Origin of the sequence: Hahella sp. CCB-MM4 (assembly GCF_002260525.1) — a bacterium.
Classification (GTDB): domain Bacteria; phylum Pseudomonadota; class Gammaproteobacteria; order Pseudomonadales; family Oleiphilaceae; genus Hahella.
In genome coordinates, this window is sequence record NZ_MRYI01000030.1 from 1 (window position 1) to 15,233 (window position 15,233).

General features: G+C 49.7%; 17 protein-coding genes. 1 reads left to right on the plus strand and 16 read right to left on the minus strand.

Annotated elements, in window-relative coordinates; genetic code table 11:
• Window positions 1-159 precede the first annotated feature (159 nt).
• The 5 genes from BTA51_RS28060 to BTA51_RS28085 form a co-directional block, all read right to left on the minus strand.
• Window positions 160-546: a hypothetical protein gene (locus BTA51_RS28060; RefSeq protein ID WP_094712405.1), complete on the minus strand. Its 387-nt coding sequence runs from the start codon at window positions 544-546 to the stop codon at window positions 160-162.
• A gap of 500 nt (window positions 547-1,046) precedes the next feature.
• Entirely contained in the window at window positions 1,047-1,547 is a 501-nt protein-coding gene (locus tag BTA51_RS28070) for a hypothetical protein (RefSeq protein ID WP_141215693.1), read from the minus strand.
• Window positions 1,548-1,632: 85 nt separating this feature from the next.
• Window positions 1,633-1,965, minus strand: coding sequence for a hypothetical protein (locus BTA51_RS28075; RefSeq protein WP_094712408.1), 333 nt, complete (start codon window positions 1,963-1,965; stop codon window positions 1,633-1,635).
• Between the two features lie 78 nt (window positions 1,966-2,043).
• The gene (locus BTA51_RS28080) at window positions 2,044-2,442 is read right to left on the minus strand and encodes a hypothetical protein (RefSeq protein WP_094712409.1); all 399 of its coding nucleotides are present in this window, start codon (window positions 2,440-2,442) and stop codon (window positions 2,044-2,046) included.
• A 132-nt stretch (window positions 2,443-2,574) separates the two neighbouring features.
• Window positions 2,575-3,021, minus strand: coding sequence for an ankyrin repeat domain-containing protein (locus BTA51_RS28085; RefSeq protein WP_094712410.1), 447 nt, complete (start codon window positions 3,019-3,021; stop codon window positions 2,575-2,577).
• Between the two features lie 68 nt (window positions 3,022-3,089).
• Here BTA51_RS28085 and BTA51_RS28090 point away from each other — a divergent pair, with 68 nt between their 5' ends.
• The gene (locus BTA51_RS28090; RefSeq protein WP_094712411.1) at window positions 3,090-3,392 is read left to right on the plus strand and encodes a hypothetical protein; all 303 of its coding nucleotides are present in this window, start codon (window positions 3,090-3,092) and stop codon (window positions 3,390-3,392) included.
• A 176-nt stretch (window positions 3,393-3,568) separates the two neighbouring features.
• Here BTA51_RS28090 and BTA51_RS28095 read toward each other — a convergent pair whose 3' ends face one another.
• The 11 genes from BTA51_RS28095 to selD form a co-directional block, all read right to left on the minus strand.
• Window positions 3,569-4,780 (minus strand): CaiB/BaiF CoA-transferase family protein, encoded by a 1,212-nt coding sequence (locus tag BTA51_RS28095; protein WP_094712412.1) that lies wholly within the window; start codon window positions 4,778-4,780, stop codon window positions 3,569-3,571.
• A 260-nt stretch (window positions 4,781-5,040) separates the two neighbouring features.
• Window positions 5,041-5,787: a hypothetical protein gene (locus BTA51_RS28100; RefSeq protein ID WP_141215694.1), complete on the minus strand. Its 747-nt coding sequence runs from the start codon at window positions 5,785-5,787 to the stop codon at window positions 5,041-5,043.
• Window positions 5,744-6,445 carry a phytanoyl-CoA dioxygenase family protein gene (locus tag BTA51_RS28105; RefSeq protein ID WP_094712414.1) on the minus strand — a complete coding sequence of 234 codons (702 nt, stop codon included), beginning with the start codon at window positions 6,443-6,445 and terminating at the stop codon, window positions 5,744-5,746. Before BTA51_RS28105 ends, BTA51_RS28100 begins: the two co-directional genes overlap by 44 nt.
• Window positions 6,442-7,767, minus strand: coding sequence for an aminotransferase class III-fold pyridoxal phosphate-dependent enzyme (locus tag BTA51_RS28110; RefSeq protein ID WP_094712415.1), 1,326 nt, complete (start codon window positions 7,765-7,767; stop codon window positions 6,442-6,444). Before BTA51_RS28110 ends, BTA51_RS28105 begins: the two co-directional genes overlap by 4 nt.
• Window positions 7,736-8,902: a radical SAM protein gene (locus BTA51_RS28115; protein ID WP_094712416.1), complete on the minus strand. Its 1,167-nt coding sequence runs from the start codon at window positions 8,900-8,902 to the stop codon at window positions 7,736-7,738. The genes BTA51_RS28110 and BTA51_RS28115 overlap by 32 nt, the downstream gene beginning before the upstream one ends.
• 166 nt (window positions 8,903-9,068) lie before the next feature.
• Window positions 9,069-9,377 (minus strand): hypothetical protein, encoded by a 309-nt coding sequence (locus BTA51_RS28120; protein ID WP_094712417.1) that lies wholly within the window; start codon window positions 9,375-9,377, stop codon window positions 9,069-9,071.
• A gap of 224 nt (window positions 9,378-9,601) precedes the next feature.
• On the minus strand, window positions 9,602-11,113 hold the full coding sequence (locus tag BTA51_RS28125; protein ID WP_246841226.1) for an ABC transporter permease: 1,512 nt from the start codon (window positions 11,111-11,113) through the stop codon (window positions 9,602-9,604).
• Window positions 11,110-11,850 carry an ATP-binding cassette domain-containing protein gene (locus BTA51_RS28130; protein ID WP_094712418.1) on the minus strand — a complete coding sequence of 247 codons (741 nt, stop codon included), beginning with the start codon at window positions 11,848-11,850 and terminating at the stop codon, window positions 11,110-11,112. Before BTA51_RS28130 ends, BTA51_RS28125 begins: the two co-directional genes overlap by 4 nt.
• Window positions 11,851-11,908: 58 nt before the next feature.
• Window positions 11,909-12,796: a putative selenate ABC transporter substrate-binding protein gene (locus BTA51_RS28135; protein ID WP_094712419.1), complete on the minus strand. Its 888-nt coding sequence runs from the start codon at window positions 12,794-12,796 to the stop codon at window positions 11,909-11,911.
• A gap of 65 nt (window positions 12,797-12,861) precedes the next feature.
• Complete coding sequence (mnmH, locus tag BTA51_RS28140) at window positions 12,862-14,028, minus strand: tRNA 2-selenouridine(34) synthase MnmH (protein ID WP_094712420.1); 1,167 nt, start codon at window positions 14,026-14,028, stop codon at window positions 12,862-12,864.
• Window positions 14,025-15,104 (minus strand): selenide, water dikinase SelD, encoded by a 1,080-nt coding sequence (gene selD, locus BTA51_RS28145; RefSeq protein WP_094712421.1) that lies wholly within the window; start codon window positions 15,102-15,104, stop codon window positions 14,025-14,027. Before selD ends, mnmH begins: the two co-directional genes overlap by 4 nt.
• Window positions 15,105-15,233 lie beyond the last annotated feature (129 nt).

The window sequence follows — 15,233 nt, forward strand, 5'->3', positions numbered from 1 at the left end:
AGAACGATGGACGCATCCAGTGCAGAACTGGAACCTTACACTCTCGCAGCTATCGATTCACTTTGAAGGGCGGCTAGACGCTCACATCGATCTGTGACTTGGCTGACACAGAGTTTTGAACACCCTCGCGCAAACCGCGGAGTCAAATGGAGCAATTTGTTACGTGGCATACGCCTTAGCTCCACACACAGGACAAATTATATGTTTTGCCCAGCCAAATAACTTTGTACCACATTCGGTGCATTCCCCACCCTGACATATTGGCGATGCGTCACTCCAACCACCTTCATACTGCTCATTATCATGAAGAGCCAATAGCTCCACCTCCCAACTTTCCCATCCCTTTCCATCATCTGTTTTAAAACGTGAGGCCTCAGCGATACACCAATGTGCTTGAATATATGCTTCTTCTGTACCTTCATCACAACGTCTGGTTTTGAAAACTTCGGACATCAATTCAACTAATTGCTTATTAGTTAAGGATTCCAAATATTTTTTTGCTTCGTCTTGGTTCATATTTCTGATGGCACGTAACGCCCACAGCATGTGAGACAAACCGGAGCTGTATTTTGTGCAAGCATTTTAATGCGCACAAAATTCAGCGGAGCGTTTGGCTTCCCATGGCTGTGCTGGTTATGAGTGTTTATTTGCGGACTAGGGTTTTGTTCCATTTACCATCCGATTTGTTGAAGTAATACGTTGAAGTACTTTGGATTGTTTTTCCCATAAAGCCAGTTACCACGTGTATGCAGTCGTGATCATAAGCTAAAACATAAATGATGCTTTCATTGGGTATTAATTGAGAAATTTCAGTAAGGTTTTCGGCATACGTCTTTGATGGAATGCCCTCGAAATCTTTCAAAGGATTTCTAATGCCATTTTCGTTTGCCGGTTTCAAACCACAAGCTATTGCAGTATTAAACGAAAGTATTATAGCGATTAGAATTCTGACCAATGTTTACTCCTTGGACTCATAACGTCGCGCTCTGCGGTAAATTTGGAGCGCAGCGGAAATTTGTCCGACAGCAGCGCTTTGTTATACGATTTTATTTCGACGGCCATTCGTGAATCATCTCACCATCTTTTCTAAGAAAAGAGTCACGAAGAATTCCTTCATTCTTCAGCCTTTCAAAAGCCTCAAAGTATCTGTTAGACATCTCTTCCCAATCTCGGACGTCAAAATCAAAGGCTTGATCTTGGACTCCCCCTCCCCACCATAAAGAACCCTTTCCTCTATTCCAGTTCCCGCGCAAATGGCGCTTCCACTTTTCTCCAAAAACAGAACGGACGGCGTATTTCGACTTGTCAGGACTGTCAGCAGAAAAGAAATGGTATTCATCGTTCAGTTCTAGTATAAGGCAAGAGCATTCATGGCATTGGTACAACGTTTTCGAATACTTCCAAATCGTTCCCAAATCCACTTCTTTTACCTGTTCGATTTCATCCTGAAGATCTTCCAAATCCTGATCAGGCACAACATAGCCTTTATTGTAAATAAAGTCTGAGGAATCAGAAATCGTTGCACCACACTTACAATGTATTTTCATACTTTACTTCGTATAACGCCGCGCACATGGGCCGGAGCACGTAGTGCGGAGGTCCAGCACCAGAGGTGCGAAATGCTGCGTTTTGTTATGCATTGTTATCCTCACTTTCGGTCATGTCTGCAACGCAGGTGTGATATTTTATTGAAAACCATTCGCAGAATAGTTCGTAAGTTCGATTTATAGGCCACTTTCCACTTGGCAAATGATTGCCTAGCTCTTCTTCAAAGATATGGCCATAATATTTTTTAATGGCTTCGCCTTGGCAATTTTGATCTTCTATTTCTATCAAGTAAGCACCTGGATCATTATTGAGATGCTCTAATGTCCATCTTCTAAGGCTTGGTTCTACAGAAATAAGCCAATCTAAGAAACCCTGATTCCCGTAGATCGTGACTAAATTCTTCTCAATGAATCTCATAGTTTCCCTGCGGCATAACGCTTGCAGTTGCAGAAGGCACGGAGCGGAGCGAAGCGCCTTTCTGTCAACCTGCACTTGTTATATTTCATATCCATACTGTTTAAAATAGCTCCGCACCAAACGCTTTTGATTCTTAGTAAGTTTCCAAAAGCGATTCTCTAGATATTTTTTACATACTTCCAGCTCAGGTTCGCCACCTAACTCCAACATTAAAGCCACTGCATCCAAGCTGCCAGCCTCTATTGCGTGTGCGATTGCCCAAGGTGATATCTTTGCCCCTAGACCCCGTAATAAGGCAATACCTTCAAGCTGATTTTCGATGGCCAGCCAATGCAGAGCCGTTTCATCACAACAATTCCTTTCTTCCAAAATAGATCTATCTTCAGAAACAATTGCAGGAACCTTTTCTGGCTCATCGAGCACAGCAGTGAGAAGTCTTTCGAACTGGTAATTATGCTCTATTTCATCGTTCATCATATGCATATCCGCACTCTGCGGAAAATATAACGCCTTGCACAGGGGCCCAGCTGCGCGGAGCCCATTTGTGGTAATGTGAGCGCAGCGAACCACAAATGGGTGGAGCGTAGATGGGTCCCTTGCTGCAACTTGTTATGAGCGGAACAGCCCACGGACATATTGCCTAAATTCTTTACTGTTTGATGGCATATCTGCAAATTCAGAAGCCCCCATAGGCCCACCGATCTCGGCAGCTGTAGCATGAATATCGCAACCACGAGCAACAAGCAATTGCGTTAAACCAATAACGCCTCTTGTGCATGATTTTAGGAACGGTGTTTTGTCCCATTCTCCTCTGCCCTCGATATTTGCGCCACTATCAAGCAGTAATTCGACAAGCTTAATTGCCCTGTCAGGATCGTGGTGTGCACATTCTATTGCTGAAAACAAAGGTGTAAACCCCGTGCTCCCTTTTGAATTTACATCCGCGCCAGCCTCTATCAGGTCGCGAGCCAGCTCAAGCTTCAATGCCACGCAGACAGGTTCGAGAGCGAAGATCCCATCTTCGTCTGGTACCGAAGGATCAAAACCTTGGGACACAAGATCTTCCTCAAACTGGAAAAAGTCGCCTCAACGATGGAAGAAATAGGAACTATCAGAGTAAAGCCATGAATAATATGGACGAATATATTAAGAAATATGTGAACCACTACGCTGAGATAGTCGGTTCACAAAATATTAGCTCTATCATATCCAAAGGAGCGGTATCTTCTGAGGACGAAGCGCGGGAACTGATAAGCTTCATTGATACAATGTGCCGACAAAGCCAATCGGATGAGGCAGCAGGAAAAACTGTCCTAGGTTACCCTGCCAAAACATACGATGCCGAAAAGGCTGCAATGATCCTTGAAGAGCTGATAGAAGACTGTGGCTTTGATTACCTTATTGATGACGATTTAGAGTTAGATTAAGTCAGTAATAGGTAGATACGGGCATAGAATAGTTACTTGCTCCATTGGTCAGGCAAGCTTATAGACTCCCAAGTTACCCCACTGGTGCCTGACATTATTGAGGCCCCGTGGATAATGCTCGATCTATCGGGCATTAAACTGTGCACCTGCTTCCCTCTCCATAAAATAAAGCTTCACTAACGAATAACCCCCTTTTCCCTGAGCTCATTAATCTGCTCCTTCCGTTCAGGCAGCAACCTCTCGATCACGCCAGCCGTATGCTCCCCCAGTCCGGGAGGGGCTTGTTCTGCATTGAGGTGATGATGGTTGAACCGAACCGGGTTGCTGACCAGATCAACTTCACCTGCCGAAGGATGGGGCAGGCTGATTTGCATTCCCCGATGTTGGACCTGAGGGTCCGCAAACACCTGCTCCATGGTATTGATGGGGCCGCAGGGTACGCCTTCTTTTTCGAGTTCCTGAAGCCAGAAACTGGATGGCTGTGTTTTGATGAGCGCCTCCAGCTCCGGCACCAGGGTTGCCCGATTTTCGACCCGCCCCCGATTGGTGGCGAAGCGCTCATCCTGGGCCAGTTCGGGGATGCCTGCCACTTTACAAAAGCGTTGGAACTGATTGTCGTTGCCGACGGCAAGGATAATATGGCTATCTGCGGTTTCAAATGCTTGGTAGGGAACGATATTCGGATGGGAGTTACCCAGTCGTCCGGGAGATCTACCCGATGTCAGATAATTCAATGCTTGGTTTGCCAACACGCCGACCTGCACGTCCATCAGTGCCACATCAATCCAGGTCCCCTCGCCGGTACGATCTCGTCCGATCAGGGCAGATAGAATCGAAGTGGCGGCATACATACCGGTAAACAGATCAGTTACCGCCACGCCGACTTTCACCGGCCCTCCACCGGGTTCATCGTCGGCTTTTCCAGTGATTCCCATTAGACCACCCATTCCCTGCAGCAGGAAATCATAGCCGGCCCGATTTGAATAAGGGCCGTCCTGCCCGAATCCGGTAATTGAGCAATAAATCAGATCAGGCTTCACCCCTTTGAGGCTTTCATAATCCAGGCCGTACCGTTTGAGCCCACCCACCTTGAAGTTCTCCAACACCACATCGCAATGTTGGACCAACTCCCGGATCAGTTCCTGCCCTTCCGGTTTGGAAATATCGATAGCTACGGATTTCTTACCTCGATTTGCACTCAAGTAGTAGGCTGCGTCCTGGGTACCGTCCAGATAGGGAGGCCCCCAACTGCGGGTATCGTCGCCACGCTCTGGATGCTCTATCTTGATGACCTCTGCTCCCAGATCAGCCAGGTGTTGGCTGCACCAGGGACCAGCCAATATACGGGAGAGATCAAGAACGCGAATACCGGCCAGGGGTTTATTCATCTTCTAATTCCTACTCAACGGCAAAGACTCTTTGCTCAACTTACGTCTGACAATCAATGGATACAATACACTGGCGATTCATGGTGAAAAAGATCTTTCAGTCACAGCAAGGGCAGATACTCCAAGAAGCAGCGAGCGCCGTGCAATGGGATATAGCTGACCAGGCATACTGTCACCGCACAGGTGAAATTCTGAAATCTATCCATGGTTAACTATGTAGCCGTTGCCCACGAAGATTTACAGAAAGCTCTATGATGCTTTTATAGAACCACCCCATACTTCTCAAGATAGGCTGCGCCGTGACAGTCATCCGGCCTGAGTATCACTTCACACTGCCTGCCACTACCAAACCACTGGGCCAACCAACTATGGAGTTGCCGGTAATCAGAAATTGGATCAGCACAGGATTGCTGGAGACTTAACCAGGTTAGATCTAACCGGGGCAGGTAGTTACTCAAGGTACAAAACTGTTGGATCAATTCAGATTGACCGACGATGCCCAGTCCCTGCTGAAATCGATCAGCCATCACCGAAGGAATGCCCAGACATGGATAGAGTAAATATAGTCTTACATCCAGCGAAGCCAGCATCGGAATAAAGGAATCGGGCAAACGATTATTCAGGCTGAATAGGGCCAGGTGTGCCCCTGCACTACAGGCAAAGATATCAATGCGTCGATGAACGGTGAATTGTGTATCGTTATCGATGTTCTCGACCAGGTGCTGCAGCATTTCTATAAAATCCACAAAAGGACTTTCCCAATGCTGGCATTGCGTTGAGTATTGCAGCACAACAACCGATGAATAACTGCTCTGGAGCTGTTGGCGCAAGATTGATATTTCGGTTTCAGACACCACGTGGTAGCCCCCTCCCGGCACCACAACAGCAATAGGACGCTGCTCCGAACTCGGGCGGAACCAAGTCCTCAGACGAGGCAGCTCTCGCCCATCCCCCTCTCGGTCACTACTCTGGCGTAGTAAATGTTCGCTGTAACACAGGTCGTTCATCGGTAACACCGTCACTTGCAAACAACCCGCTATCCAAAGGTAAATCAGTCAGATAAGCCGCATGGCGGGTCAACACCTGACGCCTTTCCGGGCGCTCTATACCCGGCTGGCAGAAGCTGATATTCAAATAGGGCCTGGATATGTCCGGATTAGATCCATGACGCCGGCAATGCCATATCTGTGACTCAATCACGAGCAGACTACCAGGCTTGATAAGGGGACAAATTTCTCCGGCCATTGGACGGGTTTGATAACGACCGGGCCAACTGCGGACAACCCGTGTATTCCGGCTGGAAGGCAATATAACCAAGGGGCCGTTATGCTCACTTGCCCCCTCAGGATAAATCATCAAATGAATCATCTTAAACTGCCGTGCCGGGTCAGGTGACACACCATCATAATCGTGGTGCCAGAGTTTTTCTGGCCAACCCGGTGGGAGAATCACACCATTGGCATGATGAAAGAGCAGTTTTTTTCCCAGTATTTTACGGGCAATAGCAACGATGGGTGGCGAAACAATCAATTCACGAAAATACCCGGATTTCAGTAGCGATCGATCCCCCATGGTTTGGTTGGAAAGATGAGAACGCATGGCCGCGGTCTGATCGTTTGTGAAGAAACCTTCCAACAGATAAACCCCGGGAGCGAGAGACTTCATGGTCGTGTACCTGCTAAATTCTGCATCGCAAAGCACTCGATAAAATCCCGACAACCGATAACCAGCTCTTCGATTTGCGATGCACTGTGGCTCGGGCTGATACAGCCCAGGAGCTGCCAGGGAAGAACCCCCCTTTCGAGCATGAACTGGCGGCCCTGTTGGTCACGTGTCGGAGCATCAACCAACTGAGCGTCCCAGTGATCCAGCACTCTGTCGGGAACTCTTGTGGCCGTCGGCTTAACCAGACGAATACTGATGATCGGAAATTGACGGTCGCGACTCTGTGGAATGTGAATGTAACTTTCCCACTTACCCAAGTGCCGATCTATCAGTGCCCAGGTTAACTGCAACTGCTGATGAATTCGCTGAAATATGGGATCACCCAGGTCTCCCAAACAAAGACGGCAAAATGCATGGGCTCCAGCCAAACACAGGGGGTGCGCGGAGTAGGTTCCTCCTTCAAAAAAGCACTGTGCATGTTTGGCCTGCTTCATCAGCTCAACATCGCTGAGTAAAGCAGCAATCGGCAGACCTCCACCAAAGGCCTTGCCAATCACCGCAATATCCGGTTTTACATCAAAGTGATACTGGAGGTACAACCCCGGATAACGGCGAAATCCGGTGACGATTTCATCAGCGATCAACAATGCCCCCGAATGATCACACAAGCGCCGCGCAGTTCTAATAAAAGCTTCAGAAACTGGATACATCCCACAGTTGCCAACCACCGGCTCAACGATCATCCCGGCTATTTGTGACCCATAACGATGAAAAAGGTCGGCCAGCTGTTGTTCATCGTTGTAGTCGAACAGCACTATCTGCTCGGCAAGGTGGGACGTAATCTGTGGTTGTTCGTATAGGTCAACGGCGGTTCCTTCCGGATATCTGACACCCTTGATAGACAAGAGGTTGCCTCCATGCCAGCCCCCTCGCCCCTTAAGAACAATAGCCCGTCCGGTGACGGTTTGGGCAATACGGATTGCGTAGTCCGTCGATACTGAACCACTGGTGGTAAAGCGGACACCATTGAAACCGGTCAACTGACGCAATAGATTCGCCAAGCCATGTTCCAACTCCAGGGGAACGCCAATCTGGTCAAACACGCCACTATCGAGTTGAGTTTGCAGCGCTTGCTTAATGTCCGGGTAGTTATGACCCAATAGGCTGGCAAAGTGTCCCAACCAGAAATCACTGATCTGGTTTCCGTCAGCCAGTTTCAGATAGCTGCCGTCAGCACCGGTAATATCCGATAGCCCTGGAAACTGCCCTCGGCCGGAATGAGAGGAACCATCAAAGAGTGCGTTGCTTTTTACTATCGACATCGGAAAATCCTTGTTGTTGAAATCGATGCTGTCTAAAGCTTTCGATCACTTCCTGTGCCTGATGAAACAACTGATAAAGACTGGGGCAGGTGCTAGCCAAGCCAAACTCCTGACAGTTACGGTCCCAACGATGAGCCGGCAAGCCACCGCCACAGAGGTTCTGCAGGTCACATTGCCTGCAGGCTGGCGGTAATTGCGTCAAAGCATTGAGTTTTTGGAAACTCTGACTTGAGATGACTTCGGGGATACCCGCTTCAAATACTGTCTTTCCAGTGGCGGTAAACTGGTCTCCGCAAATACGCAGGGTGTCGTCGAGGTGATAATCACCGTTACTTTCAATCACCAGGGTCTCACGCGGATCAAATGGAATGGCTCTCTCAAATGGAGGACTTGCAGCAGACAGCAGGACATGATCAAAGTAGCGGAATTGACTGTTGGTATTGAGGTTCAAGTAGTGAAGAAAAGCTCTTTCAAGCCACTCACAGAGACGATGTTGATATAACTGAAAAGTTTCCAAATCTGAAAAATCTGAACGCAGGATCAATGGCAAAAGCAAGTCGACCAGTGGAGGTTGAAATCCTTCCAGGTAATCCATCACCATTTCCGGGGAGCTGTCAGGGTCTATGACCGCCAGTATCCCTCCGTAGATATCCTGCCAGTCATGCTGCAGACAGCTTAAAAATTCTTTTACCTGTCGGGAGAAGGGTCTCCCCAAATGATCTACTCGCTGAAGATCCGCAACACCTGGAGGTCCGTCACAAGACACAAACAGCTTCGCCCCTGCAGAACGCAACTGCTGCATTATGTCGGTATTGCACAGGATGCCATTGGTTTGGACAGATATCTGATATTCAATTCCGCGTGGCTTCAACGTTGTTTCAACACATGACATCCACTGCCCGAATCGACGTGCACCGGCGATAAAAGGCTCGCCCCCATGAAGCCCGATATGCAACCTTCCTGACCGCCCCAGCCAATAGTCGGCAATGCGCAAAAGACTTGCCTCAAAGGTTTCCAACGACAGAAATCGCGGCTGCCCTTTCCAGGTCTGGTCGTCCTTGTGATACACATAGCAGTACGAGCAATCGGCGTTGCATCTACTGGCTACCTTGAAGATGTAATTGGTAACCGCCATCGTAGCTCCATTTGCAGATTGAAATGGCACAGGTACTAATACAGGTACTAGGGAAAAAAACTATCTACAATCGTCCTTAACCTGCAGATTTATTCGAATGGTTGGCGGTGGCACGACAAGAGGACGGCTGATGAGTTACCCCATATCCAACCGTCCCTTCGCCAGATTACTGACTGACTTCAGTTAGTCTGCCAACGGTGTCCTGGATATCCGGAGACGTGTAGGACCCGCCCAGATGGTGAGCTAAACGCTTGCTCACGGCACGGTTGAGTAGATCACGCAATTTTGCATTTCTCACTGAACTGATGTCAGAAATGCTCAATTGTTCGATATCAGTGACAGACAGTTCGGAAACTTCTTTTTCTGTGGCACCGGCTGATATGGCCAGAATAGTTTCAGGAAGCATGGCAATCTCCTTTTCCATGATTGTTTTGAAGTAAGCCAGGCCGACGACCCGGATTACCGGCAGCGCCATTCTCACAACTTTCCTTAGAGAAACGCTGTCATTACTCCAATATCCGTAAATTGCAGGATCATCAGAGTTTGCGTGTTATTCGCAAATTAAAAATTAGTGGATAGAAAATGATTGTCAAATAACCAAAAGTCACAAGAATGATTTCGTTATGCTGAAATTATCGGGATAGAAGTAGCGGTTATTTTGTTTGATTGGTAGAAGTTATTTTGTTTGATTGGTAGCGGTTATTTTGTTCGATTGAAGGAAGAAAAGCTTCCGCGCATTCGACGGGATAAACTATCCACAGCCATATTCAAAAGAGCCGTAACGACAATGAGTAGGAAAGCACGATCATAGCGGATTTCTTCAAACGCGGAATCAATGTAGAACCCAAGAGTCGCCACTCCCAGAATTCCCATAATGGCACTCTCTCGCAGGATCACTTCCCATCGATAAAATAGAAAAGCCAGCATTCCCGGGAAACGGCGGGGGGTTTCAACATAGGCGTAACGCTTAATACCTGTCGGATCATCTGGTCGGGTCAGCAGACTTTTACGCTCTGCATCACTGGCATTGGCCACCAGAAAAGCAATTAAGCCTCCATTGTGTAGTGCCAAAGCCAGTACGGCAGGCAAACCTGAAGGGCCGAATAAAAGCAGCAATACAAAGGCCAGCACCATCTCCGGCGTGGAACGCAGCACCAGCAAAAGGAACCGCCCCGGCCAGCGCATAATAGGGCCTGCCAATGATTGTGCTGCAAAGGGATAAGTCACCAATACCACGAGCCCGGACAAAACCACTGCGATTTGCGTCAACAGCAGAGTCTGCACCAGACCCGGCCATATCTGCTTGCCGAACATCATTACGCTCCAGTCTCCCAGGGCCGACCAGTTGCCTTCACGCAAGGCGACAGGCCAGATATCCACGCTGATAAACTGCCATAGAGAACCGCCGCCACTGAAACCAATCGTTTCAGGCAACATCCATACAGCGGCGATCAAATAAAACGGGATCATTCTGGGCCGCAGCCAGAAGCGTATCGTGGCAATCAGCAATAGGAATGCCCAGAGCAAGGCTCCGGCTTCGCTATACTGTCCCTGCTTGAAGGCGGTTTCCAGATGAAAACCCAATGTCGGAAGTCCTATAAACCCAAGAATGGCACTTGATCGTAGTGCACACTCAAAGCGGTAACGGGTATAGCTCGTCAAGGCAGGCCAGGACTGGGGAATTAGGGTGTAGGCGTAGCGCTTGAGTATACCGGCGGATGGAGGGATCGTCTGAGATGGCTGCGGCGATTGCTGTTCAAATATTTCCGCAAACACTTTGGCAAATACACCCGTGAATGGAACGATAATGGCCAACAAACCGGTTGTCGCGCTGATTCCAAACAATTGCATGAAAATCAGCCCCCAGAATAATTCATGTACCGAGCGCACCGCCGCACAAAGCAAGCGCACAGGCAGCCAGCCAAAAGCCATCGCCAACAGTAATCCCAGCGGGGCAGCCACCACGATGGCCAGAAAAGCAAATGCGATGGTATGCAACAGAGCCAGTAATAAGGAAGATAGATCACTCCACCCTGGGGTTACCAGACCCAGACCAATGCGTGACAGCTCCTCCCAGGGGTCCACAGAATAAATATGGAAATCGACGCCGACCAGCGCCAGAAATGCCGCACCGATCATCAGAAGGCAGACACCATTCAGCTTACGGACAGTGGACTCCTGCTGTATCAGGAAACGACGTACAGTAATCATGAAGTGCGAATAACCCAACCGTCCGCCTCCGGAACCGTTGGCCTGGAAGTATCCTCGTCGGGTGATTTCTCTTGTTGGTAGTATCCATCCAACTGTTCGCTGCTCATGGTATTTGCTGGACAGTCACAACAAATGCGTCCGTCACGCAAGACGATGAGACGGTCAAAATGCTCCAGTGCCAGGTGACGATTGTGCAGGCTTACCACAGCAGTTTCATGCTGCTCCAGCATATGAGCTAATAATGCCTGAGCCTGAACGGGATCCACTGACGATACCGGCTCATCACCCAGAAATACCGGCTGCTGGCGAAACAAAGCGCGTCCCATCGAGACCCGCTGACGCTGGCCGCCCGACAGCCGGTCCACTGAGTGCCATAGCTTTTCATCGAGCCCCAAATGTTGTGCTATTTCCTTAATAGCACGGCGCTGCCGAGGTAGCGGGCGAATCAAATTCCACAATGCAGCCAGGGTTCCGATCCGATCCAACCCACCTATAAAAATATTCTGATACACCGATAACAGCTCCACCAATCCGCCTCCCTGAGGCTGAAGCGCACAGACCTGTGGTTGCTGCTGGTACAGCAGGGTGAGCAATGTGGATTTACCGGCACCGGATGGGCCGAGCAATGCCACCTTCTCCCCCTGGCAAATTGTCAGGGTGATATCGTCCAGCACCTGGTGTTCGCCGTAGCGAAACGACTGGCTCTTTAGCTGGAACAGAACCGAAGCGCTGCTCATTCCTCTATCACCCTCATCATTCCTTCAAAACCCTATCATTCACCTGCGATTAGTTGGTTTATTCATCCAACAGCCCGATGGCCTTGGCGGTGGCTTCAATCGGTGCATAGTCATCGTTACTGGCCGGAACGAAACTCTGTCGCGGAAAGCTCGCCAACAGTTCAGGTTTGTTCATATTCAATAACGCATCCCGGACTTTGGCTTTAAATCCATCTCCGAAACGCTCATCCACGTCACCGCGGATACTCCATTGATAGTCAGGGTACGTTGGCGTGGTCCAGATCACCTGAACCTTGGTCGGATCAACCTTCCCTTCCTCCAGCTCACTTTCCCAGACAGAATAATTCACCGCCCCAACCTGATAGGCCCCCGACTGAACCTGAGCAATGGTGCGACTATGATCACCCGAGAACCCAACCCTGGAGAATATCTCCTCAGGTCCGGAACCAAATTGCTGACGCAGATAAAATTCAGGCATCAGACGACCCGAAGTCGATCCCTTGGAGCCGAAGGTAAATGTTTTTCCTTTAATGGCTGCCGGGAGGCTTTCTCCCGGAGTGATACCTGCGCTCTTATTGGCAATGAAATAAGTCTTAAACAACTGATCTTCAAAGCCTTGGGCAAGTGCTTCAGAGCCGGGTACCAGACGGCGAGCCTGTACTCCGGACAACCCGCCAAACCACGCCAACTGAACCTGGTTATTGCGAAATGCGGTAATGGCCGCCGCATAGGATTTCACTGGGATATAGCTCACCTCGACACCCAACTGCTCATTGAGATATGCAGCGACTTTACCGAAACGTTCCTGCAGGTGAGATTCGTCCTGATCCGGAATGGCAGTAAATACGAAAGTTTCTGCCTGGGCGGCAGCTGACGCTATAAAGGTCAGCGCCAACAGACTACGTAGTATAGATACCCGGCGGGATATGCAACGCAGTATCGACATGGAAGCTCCTTGGATTGATGTTAGAAAATTGTGTTAAAAAAACTGTGTAAAAAAATGCTCACGATTTAACTTCCACTTCCCTGTGAGGCAAGTGTTGAAGAGGTAGAACCATCTGCAGACCTCTTATGCGACGACAGATATTCGCGAACGGCCGCCCGGTCACCTCGATACACAATCAACTCAGATTTTTTACTTAGCTGATAGTCATACATTGGATCGTAATAGTCGACCAGCAACTGTGTTATCCAGTCTCGGTGCAGATCAGGTTTCCCTGTTCGATGAGCAACAAGGGCGTTTTCCAGCTGATCATTGATTTCACGGTAGCGCACCCCGCCCAGACGTTTACGCACTCGATATAGCGACTGAGACAGATCTTCTGCGAAAGCATCAAAACCGTCTTCCTCACCCAACCGCTGCTGCCACTCAAGTTGTTTGTTAAGAATATAGTTGCGATAGCTGTGCTCAACTCTCTCTTCCAGTGACACTTCCAGCAGGACTATCGGGCTCTGCCCCATGACTTGCTGAAGCACCGGAGGCAAAGCACAACGTCCCACCAGACGACTCTCATCCTCCAGCAGAATAGACAGATTCCTGCTCAGCGCCTGATGTTCTGCTTTCAGCATGGCAACAGCCAAACCATTTTCGAAGTTAAGCTGGGTCGGCTGGCCGCCCGGTCGACGGCCAAAACTGGAGCCCCGGTGATGGGCCAGTGCTTCGAGATCCACGGCCTGTGGCAGTTCCTCAATCAGGGCAGTTTTGTTGCAGCCCGTGCGGCCACCTAAAATCAATAACGGTTGCCGGGTACAAATTCGTTCAAATTCATCAATCAGGTAACGGCGCATGGCTTTATAGCCACCACCGATACGGGGGTAGTCACAACCGGCTTCGTGCATCCATTGCTGGCAGATCTGGCTTCGCAAGCCACCACGCCAGCAATATAAATAACCTTGTGGATGATGCCGGGCAAAATCAATCCAGGCATTCACCCGTTGCGATTTGACTTCCCCAATCACCAGTTGATGGCCAAGCTCAATCGCCGCCGCCTGTCCCTGCTGTTTGTAGCAAGTGCCCACCTGAGCCCTTTCTTCATTGGTCATCAGTGGAAGGCTGACACTGGTGGGGAACGCTCCACGCTCAAACTCTATCGGTGCCCGGGTATCGATCAGTGGAATATCGTTTAGAAAAATCGAGCGATAATCAGGACCGTTTGGTTGCGCATCAGGACGGCTCACAGTTGTCCCTCAGCACGGGATAACGATTCTTCATCACCACTCACTCTGATGAAATGCTCTCCAGAGAAGCTTTCAAGCTGCCCGATACTCTGTGCGTAAAGCTCTTGTTCTGCCAGCAGACTCTCCAAAGCCGCAGCCTGATCAGGTTTTACCGCAATGAGCAGACCACCACTGGTTTGCGGGTCACACAGCAGATGCTGGAGACGCCCAGCCATCGGTGCCAGCTTATGGCCATAACTCTCCAGGTTGCGCCCTGTTCCTCCAGGGACACACCCCTGAGCCAGATAATCCAGCGCCTCAGGTATTACCGGCACTGCACCGGCTTCCACGACAGCCTGCACTCCACTGCCTTCACAGACTTCGAGCAAGTGCCCCATCAGGCCAAATCCGGTTACATCAGTGATCGCAGTCACCCCCTCCAATTTCGAAACCAATGCCCCCACACTATTGAGCCGGCACATAATGTCCCGTGCCAGATGGGTATGCTCGTCCTGAAGCTTCTTCTGCTTTTGCGCCGTTGTAAGAATGCCGATACCCAATGGTTTGGTCAGATAAAGCCTGTCTCCGGCTTCAGCGCGGTTATTCTGCTTGAGGTGTTCCTTGCTGGTGAGTCCTGTTACGGCGAGGCCGAATATAGGTTCGGGGGCATCGATACTGTGCCCGCCCGCCAAAGGGATACCCGCATCAGCGCAGGCCCGGCGTCCTCCTTCGACGACTTGTTGCGCCACTTCCGGCGACAGCTTGTTGATCGGCCATCCCAGTATGGCGATGGCCATTAAAGGCTGGCCGCCCATAGCATAGATATCGCTAATCGCATTGGTGGCCGCAATTCTGCCGAAGTCGAAGGGGTCATCCACTATCGGCATAAAAAAGTCTGTGGTACTCAACACCACCTGCCCATTCCCCAGATCGTAGGCCGCCGCATCGTCCTTGCTGCTGTTACCCACCAGCAACTGACCGAACTCCGGCAGACTAAGCTGAGATACCAGAATCCGATCAAGAACCTTCGGTGAAATCTTGCAACCGCAACCGGCACCATGGCTGTACTCAGTCAGGCGTATAGGGGATGTGCTCATGCTTTGCCTCCAATTGATCACTGGTAGGCAATAATACGAACAACGCGGGGGTTTGTCAGTGTGGAGTTGATGATGTTGCCGTCAAAGCTATGAGAAATCCCGACCAGAGGGATAATCAGGCCGGGAATT

Coding starts and splice junctions, on each gene's coding strand:
- BTA51_RS28060 (WP_094712405.1), bottom strand. CDS start 546: ATGCTGTGGGCGTTACGTGCCATCAGAAATATGAACCAAGACGAAGCA.
- BTA51_RS28070 (WP_141215693.1), bottom strand. CDS start 1,547: ATGAAAATACATTGTAAGTGTGGTGCAACGATTTCTGATTCCTCAGAC.
- BTA51_RS28075 (WP_094712408.1), bottom strand. CDS start 1,965: ATGAGATTCATTGAGAAGAATTTAGTCACGATCTACGGGAATCAGGGT.
- BTA51_RS28080 (WP_094712409.1), bottom strand. CDS start 2,442: ATGATGAACGATGAAATAGAGCATAATTACCAGTTCGAAAGACTTCTC.
- BTA51_RS28090 (WP_094712411.1), top strand. CDS start 3,090: ATGAATAATATGGACGAATATATTAAGAAATATGTGAACCACTACGCT.
- BTA51_RS28095 (WP_094712412.1), bottom strand. CDS start 4,780: ATGAATAAACCCCTGGCCGGTATTCGCGTTCTTGATCTCTCCCGTATA.
- BTA51_RS28100 (WP_141215694.1), bottom strand. CDS start 5,787: ATGAACGACCTGTGTTACAGCGAACATTTACTACGCCAGAGTAGTGAC.
- BTA51_RS28105 (WP_094712414.1), bottom strand. CDS start 6,445: ATGAAGTCTCTCGCTCCCGGGGTTTATCTGTTGGAAGGTTTCTTCACA.
- BTA51_RS28110 (WP_094712415.1), bottom strand. CDS start 7,767: ATGTCGATAGTAAAAAGCAACGCACTCTTTGATGGTTCCTCTCATTCC.
- BTA51_RS28115 (WP_094712416.1), bottom strand. CDS start 8,902: ATGGCGGTTACCAATTACATCTTCAAGGTAGCCAGTAGATGCAACGCC.
- BTA51_RS28120 (WP_094712417.1), bottom strand. CDS start 9,377: ATGGCGCTGCCGGTAATCCGGGTCGTCGGCCTGGCTTACTTCAAAACA.
- BTA51_RS28125 (WP_246841226.1), bottom strand. CDS start 11,113: ATGATTACTGTACGTCGTTTCCTGATACAGCAGGAGTCCACTGTCCGT.
- BTA51_RS28130 (WP_094712418.1), bottom strand. CDS start 11,850: ATGAGCAGCGCTTCGGTTCTGTTCCAGCTAAAGAGCCAGTCGTTTCGC.
- BTA51_RS28135 (WP_094712419.1), bottom strand. CDS start 12,796: ATGTCGATACTGCGTTGCATATCCCGCCGGGTATCTATACTACGTAGT.
- selD (WP_094712421.1), bottom strand. CDS start 15,104: ATGAGCACATCCCCTATACGCCTGACTGAGTACAGCCATGGTGCCGGT.